The sequence below is a fragment of the Microbacterium sp. zg-Y818 genome (genome assembly GCF_030246905.1).
Classification (GTDB): Bacteria; Actinomycetota; Actinomycetes; order Actinomycetales; family Microbacteriaceae; genus Microbacterium.
This window is the reverse complement of sequence record NZ_CP126741.1, coordinates 2,745,178-2,764,551: the sequence shown is the minus strand read 5'-3', so window position 1 is coordinate 2,764,551 and position 19,374 is coordinate 2,745,178. Positions and strand designations below refer to the sequence as shown.

The following is a 19,374-nucleotide window of genomic DNA, read 5'->3' as shown; positions in this document are numbered from 1 at the left end:
ACACCACCACCGAGTAAGGAAGATCATGCAGCACAACAAGAGGGCAGTCGCCACCGGCGTCGCACTGCTCAGCGCGATCGCGCTGGCCGGATGCTCCGCGGGAGGCACCACCGACAGCGGCACGGATGCCGCGGCCTGCGCGCCGTCGGAGGGTGACGTCACGCTGGAGTTCACGTCGTGGATCCCGGGCATCGAAGACGTCGTCGACATGTGGAACGAGGAGAACTCCGACATCCAGGTCGCGGTGCAGACCGGTCCCAACGGCAACTCCGGCACGTACAAGAGCTTCTTCAGCCAGCTCGAGGCGGGCAACGCCCCCGACCTCGGTCAGATCGAGTACGACGCGCTGTCGAGCTTCCGCGTGCAGGACGGCCTCGAGAACCTCGCCGCGTGCGAGGAAGTCGTCGCCGCCGAGGCTGACTTCATCCCGTGGACCTGGGGCCAGGTGACGCTGGGCACGTCAGACGGCGTCTTCGGCATTCCGCAGGACTCCGGGCCGATGGCGCTGTTCTATCGCTCCGATCTGTTCGAGCAGAACGGCATCGAGGTTCCGACCACGTGGGAGGAGTTCAAGGAGGCCGCGGTGAAGGTGCGCGAGGCCGGCGGCTACATCACCAACTTCTCCACCGGTGACATCAACCAGTTCGCGGGCTTCGTGTGGCAGGCCAACGGCGACTGGTTCACCAACGACGGCGACGCCTGGACGGTCGACCTCACCGGAGACGCGTCGACGCAGGTCGCCGACTACTGGCAGGAGCTGCTCGACGAGGATCTCGTGTCGACCTACCCGGCGTGGACCGAGGAGTGGAACAACGCCTACAACTCCGGCGCCGTGTGGGGATGGAACTCCGCGGTCTGGGGTGCCAACTCCATCTCGAGCGGCGCGCCCGACACGGCCGGCAAGTGGTCGGTCGCGCCCGCCCCGCAGTGGGAGGCCGGTGGGCAGAGCTCGGGCAACTGGGGCGGCTCGTCGATCGCGGTGTTCAAGGGCACCGACCACCTCTACGAGGCGACGAAGTTCGCCCTGTGGCTGAACACCTCGGAAGAGGCGCTGACGGCGCTGAACACGTCGGCGAACATCTACCCGGCTACGACCGAGGGGCTGTCGCTGCCGTCGCTGCAGGAGGGCGTGGAGTTCTACGGCGGGCAGAAGATCTACGACGTGTTCGCAGAGGCGGCCGAGCAGGTGAACCCCGACTTCGTGTGGGGGCCGACCATGACGCAGACCTACGCCGACGTCTCCGACGGCTTCCAGCGGGCCGTGACCGGTCAGGGCACCCTGCTCGAGGCGCTCGAGAAGGCGCAGGCCTCGACCATCTCGACGCTCGAGGCTCAGGGCATCCCCGTCGCGGAATGATGACCGCGGCGTGAGCCGCCGTGACCCCGTGCGCTTCGTGCGCGCGGGGTCACGCGCGTTTCACGGCCTCGTACGCGTCCAGCGCCGCCTGGCGCGACAGCCGCAGGTCCACCAGCGGCTCGCGGGTCTCGGCGCCGGGCGCCCACCTCCGCGTGTAGACCCCGTCGGGGTCGAACTTGTCGCGCTGCAGCTCGGGGTTGAAGATGCGGAAGTAGGGCGCAGCGTCCGCCCCGGAGCCGGCGACCCACTGCCAGTTGAACGGGTTGTTCGCCTCGTCGGCATCGACCAGGGTGTCCCAGAACCACTCCTCGCCCCGCCGCCAGTCGATGAGCAGGTTCTTCACGAGGAACGACGCCGTCACCATGCGCACCCGGTTGTGCATGTATCCGGTTCGCCACAGCTCCGCCATCCCCGCGTCGACGAGAGGGATGCCGGTTCGCCCCCGCTGCCAGGCATCGAGATGCGACGGATCCAGCGGCGGCCAGGGGAAGGCGTCGAACTCCGCGCGAAGGTTCTTCGTCGCCAGATCGGGGAAGCGATACAGCGTGTGCCAGGCGAACTCCCGCCACCCGAGCTCCGAGAGGAACCGGCCGGCACCCTCGGTGCCCGCCGCCTCGTGCCACACCGTGAACGGGCTGATCTCGCCCCAGCGAAGGCGCGGCGACAGCCGCGACGTCGCCCCCGCGGCCGGAGAGTCGCGAGCCTGGTCGTGGCGGCCGAGATCCTCGGCGAGGAACTCCCGCAGGCGGGCGCGGGCCGCCGGTTCCCCCGGCATCCACGTCTCGCGCAGACCTTCCGCCCAGTCCGGACGCGTCGGCAGCAGCGACCAGTCGTCGAGGGCGTCGGATGCCGGCACCCGCGCCGGCGCATCCACGGTCTGCGGCTCGGGCAGGGGAGGGCGCGGCGCCGGGAGCGACAGGCACGCCCGCCAGAACGGGGAGAACACCGAGAAGGGTGTGCCGCCGCCGGTCGTGACCGTCCAGGGCTCGTGCAGCAGCGATGCGGCGAAGGATGCCACCTCCACGCCGTCGGCGCGCAGGGACGCTTTCAGGTCCGCGTCGACCTGCCGGGCCGCGCCCCCGTATCGGCGGTTCCAGAAGACGGCGCCGGCGCCGAGCTCGGCCACCGTCTCGCGCACGACCCCGGCCGCGGCGCCCCGGCGGAGCAGCAGCGCGCCGCCCCGCTCGCGCAGCCGTTCGCCCAGCGAGGTGAGCGAATGGTGCAGCCACCATCTGGCCGCGCCGCCGAGCGGGCGGAAGCCGGGGGAGTGCTCGTCGAGCACGTACAGGCCGATGACGGGCTCCGCCCGGTCGACCGCCGCTCGCAGCGCAGGGTTGTCGGTCAGCCGCAGGTCATCGCGGAACCACACGATCGAGGGGGCGCCCATACGGTCATGCTGATCGACGCATCCCGCGCCGTCACGGGGTTGACAGCACCGCCGCGCCGACCCGCCGCGCCGACCGGCCTGCGGGGGCCAGTACGTGCCCCACCGGCACGGACACCACGAGCGCGCCGGGTTCGACGCGGGTGTGCACGTGCACCGCCTCGCCGAACTCGTCGCCGTCCAACTGCACCGGCTGAGGGCTGGCCGGGGCGACATCCAGCGCGGGTCCCCGCGCGTACCGCACGGCGGAGTCCTCGGTGCGCAGCGCCAGCACGCTGCGCCCGGCCCGGAAGCGGCGCAGCACGCTGTTGTCCCAGGCGACGCGACGCCAGACGAACAGCCAGCCGAACGGGCCCTTCGGCTGGAAGACGACCACATCCAGCAGCCCGTCGGACACCGAGGCCTCGGGGATGAGCTCGAGACCGGCCGGGAGCGAGCCGCAGTTGGCGAACAGCACGCTGTGCACGCGCGCCGAGTGCATGCGGCGTCCCTGCACCTGGAAGACGACATGGAACGGCTGCGCGCCGACGAGCGAGCGGGCAGCGCCCTCGACGTATGCGACCCATCCCACGCTGCGCTTCAGCTGAGGGCTCGTGTTGGCGATCATCGCGGCATCCAGCCCCATGCCGCCCATCACGACGAAGGCGTGCTCGTCGACCTCGCCACCCGGGCGCCGCAACGTGGCGAACCCGATGTCGATCGGGTGCCGCTCGCCTGAGAAGGTGGCGGCGATCATCGTCTCGGGGTTGCCCAGCGGCAGCCGCAGGTTGCGGGCCAGCAGGTTGCCCGTGCCGCTCGGCACGATCGTGAGCGGGACGCCCGAGCCGCTCACGGCCCCGGCGACTGCGCGCACGGTGCCGTCGCCGCCCGCGACGAGCACGGCGTCGACGCCCCGGTCCAGTGCCTCGCGCGTCGCGGTGTCGCCGAGGTCGTCGACGGTCGTGGCGAACAGCAGCGGCTCGTCCCACCCGGCCTCGCCCGACAGTCGCCGCACGCTCGCGACGAGCGCTGTGGAGTCGACCTTGATGGGGTTGTAGACCAGGGCGGCACGCGGAGCGGCGGGCGTGGTCATGCCCTCACGATAGCGGGACCCGTTGGCGGCGCCTGTGCGAGGATTGACGGATGATCGATCCCGCTCTTCTCCGCGACCGGCCTGACCTGGTCACGCGCTCGCAGCTGGCTCGCGGTGAGTCGGCTCAGACGGTCGACGACGCCGTCGCAGCCGACCGCGACCGTCGCGCGGCGATCACCGCGTTCGAAGAGCTGCGTGCGGCGCAGAACGCGCACGGCAAGCGCGTCGCACAGGCCCCCAAAGAGGAGAAGGCCGCGCTCGTGGCCGAGGCCAAGGAGCTGAGCGAGAAGGTCAAGGTCGCCCAGCGGCAGGTCGCCGAGACCGAAGCTGCCGCCGACGCCGCCTTCGCGAAGCTGGAGAACATCGTCCTGGACGGCGTTCCCGCGGGCGGCGAGGAGGACTTCGTCACGCTGCGCACGCACGGCGAGCAGCCGTCATTCGACTTCGAGCCGCTCGACCATCTCGCCCTGGGGGAGAAGCTCGGTGCGATCGACATGGAGCGCGGCACCAAGGTGTCCGGCGCCCGCTTCTACTTCCTCACCGGGATCGGCGCCCGCCTCGAGCTCGCTCTGATGAACTTGGGGCTGGACCGCGCGCTGCAGGCGGGCTTCACCCCGATGATCCCGCCCACCCTCGTGCGCCCCGAGGTCATGCGCGGCACCGGCTTCCTCGGCCAGCACGCCGACGAGGTCTACCACCTGGCCGACGAGGACCTGTATCTCGTCGGCACCAGCGAGGTGCCCCTCGCCGGTTATCACATGGACGAGATCATCGACCTGTCCCGGGGACCCAAGCGCTACGCAGGGTGGTCCACCTGCTACCGCAGCGAAGCGGGGTCGTATGGCAAGGACACCCGCGGCATCATTCGCGTGCACCAGTTCAACAAGCTCGAGATGTTCGTCTACACGACGCCCGACGACGCACAGGCGGAGCACGAGCGCCTCGTCGCGCTGCAGGAGCAGATGCTGCAGGACCTCGGTCTCAGCTACCGCGTGATCGACGTGGCGGCCGGTGACCTCGGCTCGTCTGCGGCGCGCAAGTACGACATCGAGGCCTGGGTCCCGACGCAGGGCGCCTACCGTGAGCTCACCAGCACGAGCAACTGCACGACCTACCAGGCGCGGCGGCTCGACATCCGGTACCGGCCCGACGGCGGCAAGACGTCGCACGTCGCCACGCTCAACGGCACGCTCGCCACCACCCGCTGGATCGTCGCGCTGCTCGAGACCCACCAGCGCGCCGACGGCTCGGTGTGGGTTCCCGAGGTGCTGCGCCCCTTCCTGGGAGGGCTCGAGGTCCTGGAGCCGGTCGCATGAACCAGGCGCACCTTCCCTCCACCGGCAGCATCGAGGTCACCGACCAGGCCGACGCCGCTGAGCTCGTCGAGGACATCGCCGAGGATGCCGAGAACCCCCGCGTCCCCACCGAGCGGCTGCTCATCGTGCTCGACATCGACGGCACGATCCTCCTGCAGGACGAGACCCTCAGCCCCGGCATCGTCGAGGCCGTCGCCCATGCGCACCGTGCCGGCCACGAGGTGATGCTGGCGACCGGACGCAGCTGGGAGAGCACCCGCGGCATCCTGCGCGTGCTCGAGATCGCCCCCGAGTACATCGTCTGCTCCAACGGCGCCGTGATCATGAAGCGCGTCGAGGCCGACGAGGTGCGCTACGAGCGGTTCCACACCGAGACGTTCGACCCCACCGAGGTGCTGACGCTGCTGCGCGAGCACCTGCCGGAGGCGCGGTACATGGTGGAGCTGCCCGACGGCAGTCGCCTGTATACCGAGCACCTCGATGACTGGAACCTGCAGGGGGCCACGCAGGTCCCGTTCGAGGAGCTCGCCGCTCAGCGCGCATCGCGCGTCGTCGTGGTCTCGCCCGACGAGACCGAGCAGGACTTCGTCGACCTCGTCGCCCGCATCGGCCTCAACGAGGTGTCGTACGCCGTGGGCTGGACGGCATGGCTCGACATCGCACCGCGCGGCGTCGACAAGTCCAGCGCCCTCGCCCTCGTCTGCGACTGGCTCGGGGTCGACCCGGCGCATGTGATCGTCATCGGCGACGGTCGCAACGACATCGGCATGTTCCGGTGGGCGCGGCGCAACGGTGGCCGCGCCGTGGCGATGGCCCAGGGCGTGGACGAGGTGCGCTCGGTAGCGGGTGAGACCACGGGCTCGGTCGAGGCCGGCGGCGTCGCCGAGATCCTCCGCGCGCTCTGACCGCGCGGGGCGGAGTGCCGACCGCGGGCTTCGGGCGCCGTACAGCGGCTGTCCAGCCGCCCCGGCGAGAATGGACCCCAGTGCCGTCGACTAGACTCGGGGCCTGTCGACGGATGCCCTAGGGCGTCCGCCGGGAGGGTTGTCCGAGCGGCCGATGGACCTGGTCTTGAAAACCAGTGGGCAGAAATGTCCCGTGGGTTCGAATCCCACACCCTCCGCCACGGCGCTCGGGTGTGGCGAGCACGGCCCGCCCCACCCGAGGAGACGTCCGTGATCGCCACATCCGACCCGAGCGGCGCGAGCGCGCCCTCATCCGGTCGGCGCCCGCTGGCCCGCCACGGCGTACAGCGCACGCCCGGTCCCTTCGCGCAGCTGATGAAGGTCCTCGCGGTGGCGCTGGCGGTGGTGTTGGTGTCGGGCGTGAGCGTGGCGGCCTACACGGCCTACGACCTCGCCTCGAACTTCGCCGACGGGTCGGTCGACCTCGAGGGTCAGAGTCCCGTGCCGCCGGACATCGGCGCGATCGAGGGCGGCGTCAACCTGCTGCTGGCGGGCACCGATGCCTGCGAGCCCGAGTATGCGGCGTATTTCGGGGATCGCTGCATGGGGGAGGATGCCGCAGGCGAGCTGAACGACGTCAACATGCTCGTGCACATCTCCGAGGCGCCCCGCCGCGTGACCGTGGTCTCATTCCCCCGCGACCTGATGGTCCCCATTCCCTCCTGCACGCACTCCGACGGCACCCAGACGCCGGCTTCGAGCAGGCAGCCCCTCAACTCGGCGTACACCAACGGCGGCGACAACGGCCTGGCATGCGTGGCCGCGGCGATCTCGGAGCTGACCGGCCTGGACATCCCGTTCGCCGCCAAGGTGACCTGGGGTGGGGTGATCGAGATCACCAACGCGATCGGCGGGGTGGAGGTCTGCATCGCCAACGGCATCCGCGACCACCACACCGGCATCGACTGGGAGGCGGGCAACCGCACGATCTCGGGATTGGAGGCGCTCCAGTTCCTGCGCACCCGGCACGGGGTGGGCAACGGGGGCGACCTCGGCCGCATCTCGAACCAGCAGCAGTACATGTCGCGCCTGGCGCGCAAGCTCGTCAGCGACGAGGTGCTCTCGAACCCGGCGACGCTGTACTCACTGGCATCCACTGCGGTCGAGAACGTCACCCCGAGCAAGAGCCTCACCAACCCGGTGACCCTCGTGCAGATCGCCCTCGCGGTGAAGAACGTGCCGTTCGAGGAGATCGTCTTCGTGCAGTACCCCGTCGTGGAAGACCCGTACGACCCCAACCGCGTCGCCCCCGACGAGGATGCCGCCGCAGCGCTGTGGGCGGCGCTCGAGGCGAACCAGCCGATCACGCTGAGCGGCGAGGCCAGCCAGGGTGACGGTGTCGTCGTGCTGGATCCGGAGGGCTCGGATGCCGCGCCGGTCGACCCCGGGGCCCCGAGCGACGCCGCGACGCCCGGCGAGACCGCCGCGCCCGGCGTGACGCTCCCCTCATCGATCCCGGGGCAGACCGCGGCGCAGGAGACCTGCTCGAACGGTAACGTGGGGGGATGACTGGGCGCGGCCTCCCGACCCGCGGTCGACGGCTACCCGTCGCCCGCCACGGCGTGCTGAAGCAACCCCACCCGTTGACGCAGCTGCTGACCGTGATCGGCGTGATCGCGGCGGTCGTCGCGGTCTCTGGCAGCACGGTCGCGGGCTATGCCGCCGTCGGCCTCGTCGCGGACCTCGCCGAGAACTCCGTCGCCCTCGACGACGCCCCGGGGCAGCCGCCCAGCCTGGGACCTCTCGAGGGCCCGATCACGATGGTGGTGACCGGCACCGATGAGTGCGAGGAGGAGATCGCCGAGCGGTTCGGAGACCGTTGCAAGGGTGCCGACGCCGGCGGTCAGCTCAACGACGTCAACATGCTGCTGCACATCTCCGATGCCCCGCGCAGGGTCACGGTCGTCTCGTTTCCGCGTGATCTGATGGTGCCCATCCCGTCGTGCACGGGCGAGGACGGTCGCCAGACCTCGGCGATGAGCAAGCAGCCGCTGAACTCGGCGTACTCCTACGGCGGCCTCGGCTGCGTCGTGAACACGCTGTCCGACCTCAGCGGAATGAGTGTGCCGTACGCCGCGAAGGTGAGCTTCGGCAACGTCATCAACATCACCGACGCGATCGGCGGCGTGGAGGTCTGCATCGCCGGCGGCATCCGCGACCCGCACACCGGCATCGACTGGCCGGCGGGCATGCGCACCGTCTCGGGCTACGACGCCCTGCAGTTCCTGCGCACGCGGCACGGCGTGGGCGACGGCTCCGACCTCGGTCGCATCAGCAACCAGCAGCAGTACATGTCGAGGCTCGTGAACAAGCTCGTCAGCGAGGAGGTGCTCACCGATATGGGGACCCTGGGGGCCTTGGCGGGCACCGCTGTCAAGAACGTGACCCCCAGCGAATCGCTGACCAACCCGATGCGGATGGTGCAGATCGCCCTCGCCGCCAAGGACATCGCGTTCGAGGACATCGCCTTTCTGCAGTACCCGACCCTCACCGATCCGTACGACCCCAACAAGGTCGTCCCCAACCACGCCGCCGCCGACCTCATGTGGGAGGCGCTGCGAGCGAACCAGCCGCTGCAGCTGAGCGGCGAGGCGGGCAAGAACGATGCGGTCGTCGTGGTCGAGCCGCCCGCGGGCGATGCCGCCCCGCCTGCCGACGGCGCGGACCCCGGTGCGGGGGAGACGCCGGCCGACCCGACCCCGCCCGCCGAGGGCGTCGTCGTGCTGCCCGAGTCGATCACCGGCTCCACCGCAGCGCAGGAGACCTGTTCGGTCGGCAACGTTCGCGGCTGAGCGTGTTCATCGCGGGGTGCGCGAGCGGGTTATGATGGCTGAGCGCGTCCGTCGCCTGTCGTCGGATGCCTGGAGACGTCGCATAGTCAGGCCTAGTGCACCACCCTGCTAAGGTGGAGTCCCCTTATGGGGACCGAGGGTTCAAATCCCTCCGTCTCCGCCACTTGATGGTCCGAGATCCCTCTGAGACGCGGGCCATCGCTTCGTCTCGGATCTTCACCGACATCCTCGAGGGAAAGCGCTCCGCGACCGAGGATCTGCACTGATTCCGGCCTCAGCCCGATCGCCCTGCGTCGCCGGGCTGCGGTGATCTGCCGGAATGCGGATGCCTGCGCGAGAAGCGCCCGCATGCCGGCAGATCTCCTCGTTTCGGCGCACGCGCCAGCTCGAAGCCGGTCGAGTAGCCTCGGATCGTGCGTTCGGACTGCGGGCGAGCTTGCCGGATGCGGATCACCGGTTTTCGGTCGTCGACACGAGTCGGAAGGGACGCGCCATGAGGACGGTCCTCATCACCGGAGCCTCCGGCGGCATCGGCGCCGCCGTGGCGCGACGGTTCGCCGACGCCGGCGATCGCGTGGCAGTGCACTATGCCACGAACCGCGCCGGGGCTGAGGAGACTCTTCGTTCCCTCGAGGGCACCGGCCATGCGGTCATCACCGGTGACGTCGGCGTGCCTGACGGCGGGCTGAACATCGTCGCCGCCGCGATCGAGGCCGTCGGCCCGCTCGACGTCCTCGTCTGCAATGCCGCCGTGGCTCCGGGACCCTCCAACCGTCACGTGATCGGCGAAACGCCCTACGCACAGTGGAATGCCGCTTTCCAGCAGATGGTGAACGTCAACCTTCTGGGGGCCGCGAACCTGGCGTGGGCGTTCGCGAATCACCTCATCGGTCGCTCCTCGCCCGGCGCCATCGTCAACGTCGGGTCGCGCGGCGCGTTCCGCGGCGAACCTGAGTTCCCGGCGTACGCGGCAAGCAAGGCCGGTCTTCATGCCCTCGGGCAGTCGCTCGCGGTCGCCCTCGCTCCGCAGGGGATCTCCGTGACATCGGTCGCGCCGGGTTTCGTGGCCACGCCGCGCCAGCTGGCGAAGCTCGACGGAGCCGAGGGCGACGCGCTCAGAGCGCAGAGTCCCTTCGGCCGGGTCGGCACCCCGGAGGAGATCGCCGAGGCGGTCTTCTGGCTCGCTTCGCCCGAGGCAGCGTGGTCATCGGGCGCGATCCTCGACGCCAACGGTGCGTCGTATCTTCGTCCGTAGGAGCGCTGGTCCATCCCGCTGATCTGCGCGGCCTTCGTTCTTCAACTGCGCGATGCCGGCGATGGCTGCGTCCCCGCCCTCGCCCGGGGCAGTTGACCCGGTTCTGGCAACACGGTGTTCGCTTGCGACTGGTGGCGGCACTGTGCCGTCCCGTAATCGAAAGGACCCGCATCATGGGCTACATCACCGTCGGAAACGAGAACAGCGCTCCGATCGAGCTGTACTACGAAGACCAGGGGGCCGGCCAGCCCGTCGTCCTCATCCACGGGTACCCGCTCGACGGGCACAGCTGGGAGCGTCAGACCCGGGAACTGCTCGCCCAGGGATACCGGGTCATCACCTATGATCGCCGGGGTTTCGGCCAGTCATCCAAGGTGAACGAGGGCTACGACTACGACACCTTCGCGGCCGACCTCAACACCGTGCTCGAGACTCTCGAGCTGCAGGATGTCGTGCTGGTCGGATTCTCGATGGGCACCGGCGAGCTCGCCCGCTACGTGGGTCGCTACGGGCACGACCGCGTCGCGAAGCTCGCTTTCCTCGCTTCCCTCCAGCCCTTCCTCGTGCAGCGCGACGACAACCCCGAAGGCGTTCCTCAGGGGGTGTTCGACGGTATCGAGGCCGCTGCCAAGGGCGACCGCTTCGCCTGGTTCACCGACTTCTACAAGAACTTCTACAACCTCGACGAGAACCTCGGATCCCGCATCAGCGAGCAGGCGGTGGCCGGCAGCTGGAACGTCGCGGCGGGCAGCGCACCCGTCGCCGCCTACGCGGTCGTCTCGTCCTGGATCGAGGACTTCCGCGGCGATGTCGAGGCCGTACGAGCGGCGGAGAAGCCCACGCTCATCCTGCACGGCACCAAGGACAACATCCTCCCGATCGACGCGACCGCCCGCCGCTTCCACCCAGCAGTCCCGGCTGCCGAATATGTCGAGATCGAGGGCGCCCCGCACGGACTGCTCTGGACGCACGCCGACGAGGTCAATCGCGCGCTGACCTCCTTGCTCGCGAAGTGACGTCGGTGGCTTCGAGAGGTCTGAGGGAGAAGCACATGCAGGACTTCAAGGTCGGTGACACCGTCCAGGCCACGGGATCCAGGATGACGGGCAACGTCGGAACCGTCATATGGATCGACCACAAGCGCGAGAGGTATCTGGTGCTGATCTCTCCGCAGACGCAGAACTACTTCACGGCGGACGAGCTGAGGCGGTACGCGTGACGGCGGACCCCAGCGGCTTGCGTCAGCCGGCGGTGACCACCCGCGCCCAGCTGCGCGATGCCCTATCCACCGAAGCGGATGCCGCTGAGCGCGGGTGATCGTGTCGGCGGGTTACTGCGGCGTCAGTGTCCATTCGGCCTTGGACGACACCTGCACGAGGGCGGGCCCCGTCATCTCGGCCGTCTCATCGGCGGACCCAATGCCGTTGAGGATGAGGGGATTGGTCATTCCGTTGCGGTAGGCCCAAACGGCGTGGTTGCCTCGCTGGTCGCCGTTGACGAAGGCCACCGACTCGAACTCGCCGGTCATCCAGAACGCCTGGTCGCCCGTGCCAGTCACGGCGCCGTCGAAGCTCGGTGCGTTCTCGACATCGTCCACGACGAGCTCCCAGGTGCCGTCGGCCTCGACGGTGATCTCCGTCACTGCGGATCCCTCCTCCATGTTCACCAGACGCGAGCCGGTGTAGGCGCCGATGTTGTTCACCAGCATCCCTTCCTCGGCGTCGGACGTCACGAGGACGTTGCTGGTGCAGTCCTCGCACGTGAACGACACGATGGCGGCGCCGGCGACGGCGACCGGGATCACCATGTCGCCGGTACCGGCGAACTCCTCACGCTCCACGGCGGAGTCGGCGGCATCCTCCTCCGGAGCCTCTTCCACGGCCGCCGGGGCAGGGCCGACGCCGGCATCGCCGGCATCGTCGGCATCGTCGTCGTCCTGGCTCACGAACCAGATGACGCCGATCACCAGCGCCAGGGCCACGAAGCCGATGAGTGCCCACACCCACCAGGGCACCTTCTTCTTCGGCGTGTTCGGCTGGCCGGTCGAGCCGGCAGCGGACTGAGCGGTCGCGGTTGTCTCGGTACTCATGTCGTCTTCCCCCGGGTTTCCGCCGCGGCATCCGTGTCGCGGGATCAGCGCCACCGTAGCGTGACCGGGCCGCAGGCCCCGATGGGGAGATCTGCCCTTGCGTGTGCCGCTCAGCGTGCGGTATCGGATGCCGGACGGCTCGCCGTGCCGCTGAGCAGGGACTGGGCGAGCATCGTGGAGCCCGCCACGGCCGCGGGCATGACCGCCACCGCCCCGAGCGGCACCAGGAAGCACAGCTGCGTGGCGATGCCGAATCCGAGCGCGCGACCTCGTTGCGTGCGCAGCAGGCGCCGCCGCGAGCGTCGGTCGATGCCGCGGGCCGCCAGCGCCCGCGCCGTCAGTTCGTCGGCGAGCAGCCACCCGGTGAGGACGATGCCGGTTGCGGCCCCCAGGGGTCCTCCGATCAGCGGGACGAGCCCGCCGAGCGCCGCGAGGACGGCGATCCCGAGACCGCGGGCGATGAGGGCCAGTGAATCGGCGGCGGACCGCCAGAATCCGTATGGCGCGTCCAGCCCCTCGCTGCCGGTCTCTGACTCGACAGCCCGCCAGATGCGGTCGTAGAACGGCTCGCCGACGATCAGGGTGAGGGCCGTGAACGACACCGCGACGACCACCAGCGCCGCCGCGAACACCGCCGTGCCCGCAGCGAAGCGCACAACCGTGGTCCACACCGCCGGCCACCCGTCGGCGAAGGGAGTGAGCGCCTCGGCGATCGACGGCAGGAAGAATGCCAGGGTCACCAGGCCCGCGAGGAACAGCGCCCCCACGATGGCGGCGGGCACGAGCCCCCACGCCATCAGGCCGGGCCGCCGACGCCACAGGCCGAAGCCGCGGGCCAGATCGCCCAGGCCCCGAGTCAGTTCGCGCATAGCCCTTCAGCGTAGAGGTCGTGGACTCCACACCGACGCCGAAGTGGGGTGGCCGGGGTGCCTGACCCTCGACTGAAGCCGGAACAGCGCCCCCCAGCGCCACAGCTTCGTCGGGGTGCACCCCGACCACCTGCTCCTCCCGCGAGACCGCCGGTCCCCCTGGGTGTCTCTTCTCCCTGTCGGTGCGCCGACGCTGTCGGGCCCCGTCGGGTGGCGGGTGAGTGAATGCCAATTTACCGCCGTGTGGTCAACCGGACGGCGCCGGCAGCGGTTCCCGGACGTTCCCGGACGGTCCCGGAACCACGATCTCCGCAGCCGAGGGTCCTGCGTCCGCGCGCTATGCTCCTCAGCAGCCGGCCGTCGCCCGCGAGCTCTGGGGAGGGGCGAGTGCACACGAACGACCAGCTCCCATCGGGGAGCCTCATGGACCGCTTCGTCGCGGACTTCCAGCTGCTCAGGCTCACGGCCGGCGACGTCAGCTACGCGCAGATCGCGGAGCGGGTGCGCCGGCTGCGGGAGGCCCGCGGAATGAGCGAGGCCGCCGCCTACGTCGGACGCTCCACCGTCTACGATGCCTTCCGTGCCGGCCGGCGCCGCATCAACGCACGGCTGGTGGCGGACATCGCGACCGTTCTGGGTGAGGATGCCGAGCGGGCGGCGTACTGGCGGGATTACTGCGTGCGTGCCCGTGCCGAAGAGGTCGGCCCAGCCACCCCAGCCGTCCCCACCAGTCCTCCCGAACCGGCCCCCGCCCCCGCCCAACCCGTCCCGGCCCCGAGAGACGAAGCCGCGATCCCGCCTGTCGCGTCCCGTCCCGTCGTCCGTTCGTTCCTGCTGGCCGGCACGATCATCGTCGCGCTGGGGGTCGCCGCCAACATGGCGGGATCGATCTTCGTCCGCACACTCGCGCTGCCGCTGTATCTCGACATGGTGGGCACCGCGATCGTCTCGGTCGCGCTGGGTCCCTGGTACGGCGTCGCCGTCGCGATTCTCACGCACGGGCTGTTCGCGCTCTTCGAATGGACCCTCGTGGGAATCCCGTTCACCGTCGTCAACATCGTCGGCGCTCTGGTCTGGGGATACGGCGTGCGGCAGTGGCGAATGGGGCGCTCCCCCTCGCGCGTCCTCGTGCTCAGCCTGCTCGTCGGCGTGTGCTGCACGCTCGTGGCGACGCTGCTGATCATGTTCGTTTACGGCGGGTTCTCGATCAACGCCGGCGCCCAAACGCTGTCGGGCAACCTCGTGGCCATCGGGCACCAGTTCTGGGGTGCGGTGTTCTCGTCGAACATCATCACGTCGCTGATGGACAAGCTGATCTCGGGGTTCATCGCGCTCGCCCTTCTGCCGCTTCTCGTGCGCCATCTGGCCGGGCGACCCGATCACGCGATCCAAGGCCTCGGACGCCTCGTCTCCGGGCGCCCCGACACCTCCGGCGCGAGCTGAGGTCCGCCTTACGCGCGACCCTTGACGATGAGGTTCCAGTAGACCCAGGGCAGCACGTAGCGGTCGAGGATCCACGTCAGGCGGCTTTCCCGCATCGACCCCTTCCACCAGGGCAGGGTCGGCTCCGGGTCACCGTCGCGGTCGAACTCCGCGAACACCACGGTGTCGCGCGAGACGGTGAAGGGGCACACCGAGTAGCCGTCGTACCGGGCAGGCAGCGGCCGTCCCTCGAGCGCGGCGAGCAGGTTGTCGACCAGCACGGTGCTCTGGGTGCGGATCGCTCCGCCCGAACGGGGCGTCTGCGTCTCGGCGGCATCGCCCAGTGACCACACGGTCGGCACTCGGCGCGAGCGTAGCGTCTCGGGATCGATGTCCACGTATCCGCGGGCGTCGGTGAGTCCCGAGGTCTGCAGCCAGGCCGGCGGCCCCTGCGGCGGCTCCGCGTGCAGCAGGTCGTAGCCCAGTACCTCTTCCCGGCCGCCGTGCGCGAGGGTCACGGTGCGTGCGGTGGCATCCACGCTCGAAAGATCGGTCGCCCGCCGCACCTCGATGCCGTACTCGGCGACCTTCCGCCGCAGCTCGGCGTCGACCTCGGCGACGTGGAAGAGCTCGGGCTCGGGGGTGGCGAAGACCACGCGGACATCGTCGAGCACTCCGCGAGCACGCCACCAGTCGCAGGCGAGGTACATGGGCTTTTGCGCCGCGGCGGCGCAGGATGCCGGGCTCGGAGACTGCACGAAGACCACCGTGCCGCCGGTCAGGTCCCGCAGCGCCGGCGACGCCTTGCGCGCGAGCTCCAGATCGTAGTTCGATACCCCGGCCTCGGTGCGCATGGCTTCGGCGAGCCCGGGGACGGCGTCCCAGAGCATGCGGATGCCGGGGCAGATCACGAGATCGTCGTAGGGCAGCTCCGCGCCGCCGGCGACCTGCACCGTCTGCCGCGCGGTGTCGATGGCGGTGGCGGCATCCTGCACCCACCGCACCCCCCGGGGCGTCACCTTCGCCTGCGGCCGCACCGCGTCGGCCACCCGCGCCCGACCACCGGCGATGTGCGACTGCAGCGGCGCGAAGATGTGCGTCTCCCGTGGTTCGATGACGGTGACGTCGCGCACGCCGGCTCGGCGCAGCCGCCCCGCGACGCTGAGGCCGGCATTGCCTCCGCCGATGACGACGACCCGATGACCTGCGCGGGCTTTGCGTGATGCTGAGGTCATGCCCCCCAGTAACCCCTGCCGGCTCCGACTGGACAACGGGCTTGCCCGGCGCGGCCCGATCGCCTAGACGGGCTGTCGGCATCGACGAATACGCGAGCGAGACGATGATGTGGCGCGCGGGCAAGCACACGCCTCCGGCCTTGGCAACCACCTGCCCGGCAGCGCCGCTCATGCCGATACTGCTGGTCGGGCCTCGCCCCCGGGCGCCCCGCACGATGGAAGGACGGCAACAGTGAGCCAGCACCAGAACACCCGCACCGACGCGCCACACCCCGACCAGGCGGACAAGCCCGACAAGCCGACCGAGATCAGCAAGCGCTCCTGGAAGTACGTGCTCGGCAAGACCATCCGCGAGTTCACCGCCGACGGCTGCGTGGATGCCGCGGCGGGACTGACCTACTACGCGGTGCTCGCGATCTTCCCGGCGCTCATCGCCATCTTCTCGCTGCTCGGCGTCGTCGGGCAGAGCGGTGCCGCGGCCGACGCTGTGCTGGGCATCGTCGAGGACGTGGCCCCTGGCGACACCGCCGACGCCTTGCGTGGCCCCGTCGAGCAGCTGTCCGAGGCACCGGGTGCCGGCCTGGCGCTGATCATCGGCATCCTGGTGGCGCTGTGGTCGGCGTCGGGGTACGTGGGAGCGTTCAGCCGGGCCATGAACCGCATCTACGAGATCGAAGAGGGGCGGCCCTTCTGGAAGCTCCGCCCCATGCAGCTCGTGGTGACCATCATCGCCGTCGTCTCGTTGGCGCTGGTCGCGATCGGGCTGGTGCTCTCCGGCGACGTCGCCGACGCGGTGGGCAGTGCGCTCGGCCTGGGTGAGGGCGTGCGCCTGGCATGGGACATCGCCAAGTGGCCGGTGCTGCTGCTGATCGTGGTCTTCCTCGTCGCGGTGCTGTACTACGCCACCCCGAACGCGAAGCAGCCCAAGTTCCGCTGGGTCAGCATGGGTGCGCTCCTGGCCATCGTCGTGCTGGCGCTGGGGACGCTCGGGTTCGGCCTCTACGTCTCGAACTTCTCCAACTACGACCGCACCTACGGGTCGCTGGCCGGAGTCATCGTCTTTCTGCTGTGGCTGTGGATCGCCAACCTCGCCCTTCTCTTCGGAGCGGAGTTCGACGCCGAGCTCGAACGCGGCCGACAGCTTCAGGGTGGCATCGCGGCGGAGGAGAACATCCAGCTGCCCGCGCGCGACACCCGTAAGAGCGACAAGCGTGCCGAGAAGGAGCGCGAAGACGTCGCCGAGGGGCGCCGTATCCGCCTGGAGCACGAGGGCGACGGGTAGGCGATAGGGGCAGACCTCCTGCGGTCCCTCCTGGGTCGCCGCGACCGGCGGTGCCTGGATGAGAGAGTCCTCACCTCGAGGTCAGCCCCAAACGGCCCCGGAGCGTCACCGCGGCCGTACTGTGAGAAGACAGGTCCCGCAGACGCCGCTCAGTCGCCGTCACACCAGCACCCCGAATCGCTTGTCGAATCGCCCTCTTTGAAGACTCTCCGCGACCTGGTGTGCAACGTTTAGGAGAGCGCCATGGGCATGTTGTTTTACGGATCCGCCGATTCGCCCGTCCACATCGAGGATGTGCTGCTGGCGCATCTAAAGGTCGTGATGACGACCAAGCTGCGCCGCAGCGAGAGCTTCACCGTCGCCTGGCGGCACGACGCGCAGAGTCCTGCCGGACGCACGACGCTGTGGATCTCGCCGAGCATCCCGCTGCGTTTCCTGTTCGATTCCGCGGAACCCTGCGCGCTCGACCCGCAGCGCATCCGCGACCTCGCCCACGAGGTCTCCCGCACGGGCGCCCTGACGCTGCCGCCGCTGCACACTCCGGGACCCGACGCCACGCAGCACCTCGTCCCCGGCCGTCGGCCGCGCCCGCGGCTGCGTGCCGGCGACCTGGTCTCCGACGGCGCCGGCGCAGCCCGCTAGGCCGGGTCCGCGCCGGGCCAGGGCACGGCGCCCAGTCGCGCGTACCGGACCCCGGCGGCATCCCATACCGGTCCGAGCATCGCGACGCGACCGGCGAACTCGACCGGATGGCGGTCGCCGGCAGCCGACCAGCCGATCTCGGCCAGCGCGGCGGCACGGGGGAACCCGAGGTGCTCGACGTCGGCGATGGTGAGCGCCGTCTCGGTCCACAGGGGCGACTCCACGCCGAGGATGTCGGATTCCGCGATGCCGTCCACGATGGCCGTGGGCTCCCACGCATACGCGGCGTCGAAGGACGTCGGCCCATCGGCCCAGTCCAGGCCGAGCGCGTAGCCGCCGGGAGTGGGGATGTCCTCGGGGTAGCGGATGTCGAGATACGCGACGTCGGCCGGCGACATGATCACCTGCCCGCCGCGGGCGACCACGGAACGCACCTGCTCCGCCGCCGGTGACACCGGCTGCAGGTAGCTCCAGTACTGCGCGATCGTGCCGGCGGGGAGGTCGTCGCACGACCCGATCTCGTGCCAGCCGATGACGCGCTTGCCCGTGCCCGCGGCGGCGGACGTGATGCGCCGGACGAGATCGCGATAGTCCTCGGGCGATGTCGACCAGGATTCGTCGCCTCCGACGTGCAACCACGGACCGGGCGTGAGCGCGGCGACTTCGCCGAGCACGTCCCGCAGGAACCGGTCGGTCGCCTCGGCGCGCTCGGGCGAGGCGGAGAGCGACGAGAACCCCACTTCGATGCCGTGGTACGCCTCGCGGGCGACGCCGTCGGCGTTGAGCTCCGCGTAGGCGTGGAGCGCGGCATTGGTGTGCCCGGGCAGGTCGATCTCGGGGACCACGGTGATGAAGCGCTCGGCCGCGTAGGCGATGATGCGGCGCAGGTCGTCCTGCGTGTAGAAGCCGCCCGGCGCGTCTCCCACGGCGCCGCGGGCGCCGACGGCGGTGAGATCCGGCCAGGAGTCGATGTGCAGGCGCCAGCCCTGGTCGTCGGTGAGGTGCAGGTGCAGCGCGTTGATCTTCAGCAGCGCGAGGGCGTCGATGAACCGCAGGACATCCGCCACGGGGAAGAAGTGGCGCACCACGTCGAGCATCACGCCCCGGTACCCGAAGCGGGGGGCATCGTCGACGTGCAGCACGGGCAGCTGAGCGGAGCCCGTCAGATCGACCGGCAGCAGCTGCAGCAGCGTCTGCGTGCCGCGGAAGAGTCCCGCCGGCTCGGGCGCCGAAACGGTGACCGCGTCGGAGGTGATGTCGAGGGTGTACGACTCGTCCGCGGTGTCGTCGCCCGAAGCGCCGCGGGAGCCATCGGGCCCGGTCAGCTCGAGCGTGATGATCGCCGCATCGTCCGCGTCCGCGACGGAGGGCACCGCGCCCCGGCTGCGGAGGGATGCCGCCAGCAGCTCGGCCACCGGTCGAGCCGCTCCCGCGGCCGCGATGCCCGGCGTCGTGCCGAGGGTGAGCGCCTCCTCGTCCGGCGACGTGCGCAGCGTGCGGGGGCGGGGGACGAGGGTGAGCATCTTCACTCCTGTAGCGGCCAGTGTTCGCGGTGAGCAACGGCTGTCGATGAAATCGACCCGTGACTTGATCATAGGCGGAGTGGGGGTAGTGTGAACGCAAACATCCATCTCATCGACGGAGATGGCGAATGCATGATCTCGCAGCTGCCGCCGATGGAAGCAACGCCGCTC

At 70.1% G+C, this 19,374-nt stretch carries 17 protein-coding genes and 2 tRNA genes; 13 read left to right on the top strand and 6 right to left on the bottom strand.

Features of this window, described 5'->3' with window-relative positions:
- Positions 1–25 precede the first annotated feature (25 nt).
- Positions 26–1,357 carry an ABC transporter substrate-binding protein gene (locus QNO21_RS13120; RefSeq protein ID WP_257518266.1) on the top strand — a complete coding sequence of 444 codons (1,332 nt, stop codon included), beginning with the start codon at positions 26–28 and terminating at the stop codon, positions 1,355–1,357.
- Between the two features lie 49 nt (positions 1,358–1,406).
- Here the strand turns inward: QNO21_RS13120 and QNO21_RS13115 are convergent, their stop codons facing one another.
- Both QNO21_RS13115 and QNO21_RS13110 read right to left on the bottom strand, forming a co-directional pair.
- Complete coding sequence (locus QNO21_RS13115) at positions 1,407–2,744, bottom strand: cryptochrome/photolyase family protein (protein ID WP_257518265.1); 1,338 nt, start codon at positions 2,742–2,744, stop codon at positions 1,407–1,409.
- A 31-nt stretch (positions 2,745–2,775) separates the two neighbouring features.
- Positions 2,776–3,813, bottom strand: coding sequence for a diacylglycerol/lipid kinase family protein (locus QNO21_RS13110; RefSeq protein WP_257518264.1), 1,038 nt, complete (start codon positions 3,811–3,813; stop codon positions 2,776–2,778).
- Positions 3,814–3,863: 50 nt separating this feature from the next.
- On the opposite strand from QNO21_RS13110, the gene serS reads away from it, so the two are divergent.
- The 9 genes from serS (at position 3,864) to QNO21_RS13065 (ending at position 11,360) form a co-directional block, all read left to right on the top strand.
- Positions 3,864–5,129, top strand: coding sequence for a serine--tRNA ligase (gene serS / locus QNO21_RS13105; RefSeq protein ID WP_257518263.1), 1,266 nt, complete (start codon positions 3,864–3,866; stop codon positions 5,127–5,129).
- Positions 5,126–6,034: an HAD family hydrolase gene (locus QNO21_RS13100; protein ID WP_257518262.1), complete on the top strand. Its 909-nt coding sequence runs from the start codon at positions 5,126–5,128 to the stop codon at positions 6,032–6,034. The genes serS and QNO21_RS13100 overlap by 4 nt, the downstream gene beginning before the upstream one ends.
- Positions 6,035–6,167: 133 nt before the next feature.
- Positions 6,168–6,255, top strand: a tRNA-Ser gene (locus QNO21_RS13095).
- A 49-nt stretch (positions 6,256–6,304) separates the two neighbouring features.
- A complete protein-coding gene (locus QNO21_RS13090; RefSeq protein WP_257518261.1) occupies positions 6,305–7,603 on the top strand; it encodes an LCP family protein in 1,299 nt (432 codons plus the stop codon).
- Positions 7,600–8,886 (top strand): LCP family protein, encoded by a 1,287-nt coding sequence (locus tag QNO21_RS13085; RefSeq protein ID WP_257518260.1) that lies wholly within the window; start codon positions 7,600–7,602, stop codon positions 8,884–8,886. The genes QNO21_RS13090 and QNO21_RS13085 overlap by 4 nt, the downstream gene beginning before the upstream one ends.
- A gap of 71 nt (positions 8,887–8,957) precedes the next feature.
- Positions 8,958–9,049, top strand: a tRNA-Ser gene (locus QNO21_RS13080).
- Between the two features lie 330 nt (positions 9,050–9,379).
- On the top strand, positions 9,380–10,141 hold the full coding sequence (locus QNO21_RS13075) for an SDR family NAD(P)-dependent oxidoreductase (RefSeq protein ID WP_257518259.1): 762 nt from the start codon (positions 9,380–9,382) through the stop codon (positions 10,139–10,141).
- Positions 10,142–10,314: 173 nt separating this feature from the next.
- Positions 10,315–11,157 carry an alpha/beta fold hydrolase gene (locus QNO21_RS13070; RefSeq protein WP_257518258.1) on the top strand — a complete coding sequence of 281 codons (843 nt, stop codon included), beginning with the start codon at positions 10,315–10,317 and terminating at the stop codon, positions 11,155–11,157.
- A gap of 35 nt (positions 11,158–11,192) precedes the next feature.
- A complete protein-coding gene (locus QNO21_RS13065; protein ID WP_257518257.1) occupies positions 11,193–11,360 on the top strand; it encodes a KOW domain-containing RNA-binding protein in 168 nt (55 codons plus the stop codon).
- 111 nt (positions 11,361–11,471) lie between these two features.
- Here the strand turns inward: QNO21_RS13065 and QNO21_RS13060 are convergent, their stop codons facing one another.
- Positions 11,472–12,230 carry a hypothetical protein gene (locus QNO21_RS13060; RefSeq protein ID WP_257518256.1) on the bottom strand — a complete coding sequence of 253 codons (759 nt, stop codon included), beginning with the start codon at positions 12,228–12,230 and terminating at the stop codon, positions 11,472–11,474.
- 110 nt (positions 12,231–12,340) lie between these two features.
- A complete protein-coding gene (locus QNO21_RS13055; RefSeq protein WP_257518255.1) occupies positions 12,341–13,099 on the bottom strand; it encodes an EI24 domain-containing protein in 759 nt (252 codons plus the stop codon).
- Between the two features lie 387 nt (positions 13,100–13,486).
- Between QNO21_RS13055 and QNO21_RS13050 the strand changes: the two genes are divergently transcribed.
- Positions 13,487–14,542, top strand: coding sequence for a helix-turn-helix domain-containing protein (locus QNO21_RS13050; protein ID WP_257518254.1), 1,056 nt, complete (start codon positions 13,487–13,489; stop codon positions 14,540–14,542).
- A gap of 8 nt (positions 14,543–14,550) precedes the next feature.
- Here the strand turns inward: QNO21_RS13050 and QNO21_RS13045 are convergent, their stop codons facing one another.
- On the bottom strand, positions 14,551–15,756 hold the full coding sequence (locus QNO21_RS13045; RefSeq protein ID WP_257518253.1) for an NAD(P)/FAD-dependent oxidoreductase: 1,206 nt from the start codon (positions 15,754–15,756) through the stop codon (positions 14,551–14,553).
- A gap of 232 nt (positions 15,757–15,988) precedes the next feature.
- Between QNO21_RS13045 and QNO21_RS13040 the strand changes: the two genes are divergently transcribed.
- Positions 15,989–17,038, top strand: a complete 1,050-nt coding sequence (locus QNO21_RS13040) for a YihY/virulence factor BrkB family protein (RefSeq protein WP_257515466.1) — start codon at positions 15,989–15,991, stop codon at positions 17,036–17,038.
- 243 nt (positions 17,039–17,281) lie between these two features.
- On the top strand, positions 17,282–17,680 hold the full coding sequence (locus QNO21_RS13035) for a DUF7882 family protein (RefSeq protein ID WP_257515465.1): 399 nt from the start codon (positions 17,282–17,284) through the stop codon (positions 17,678–17,680).
- On the opposite strand, the gene QNO21_RS13030 is transcribed toward QNO21_RS13035, so the two are convergent.
- Entirely contained in the window at positions 17,677–19,203 is a 1,527-nt protein-coding gene (locus QNO21_RS13030) for a beta-N-acetylhexosaminidase (RefSeq protein WP_257518252.1), read from the bottom strand. The two genes, QNO21_RS13035 and QNO21_RS13030, sit on opposite strands and share 4 nt — an antisense overlap.
- Positions 19,204–19,374: the final 171 nt, after the last annotated feature.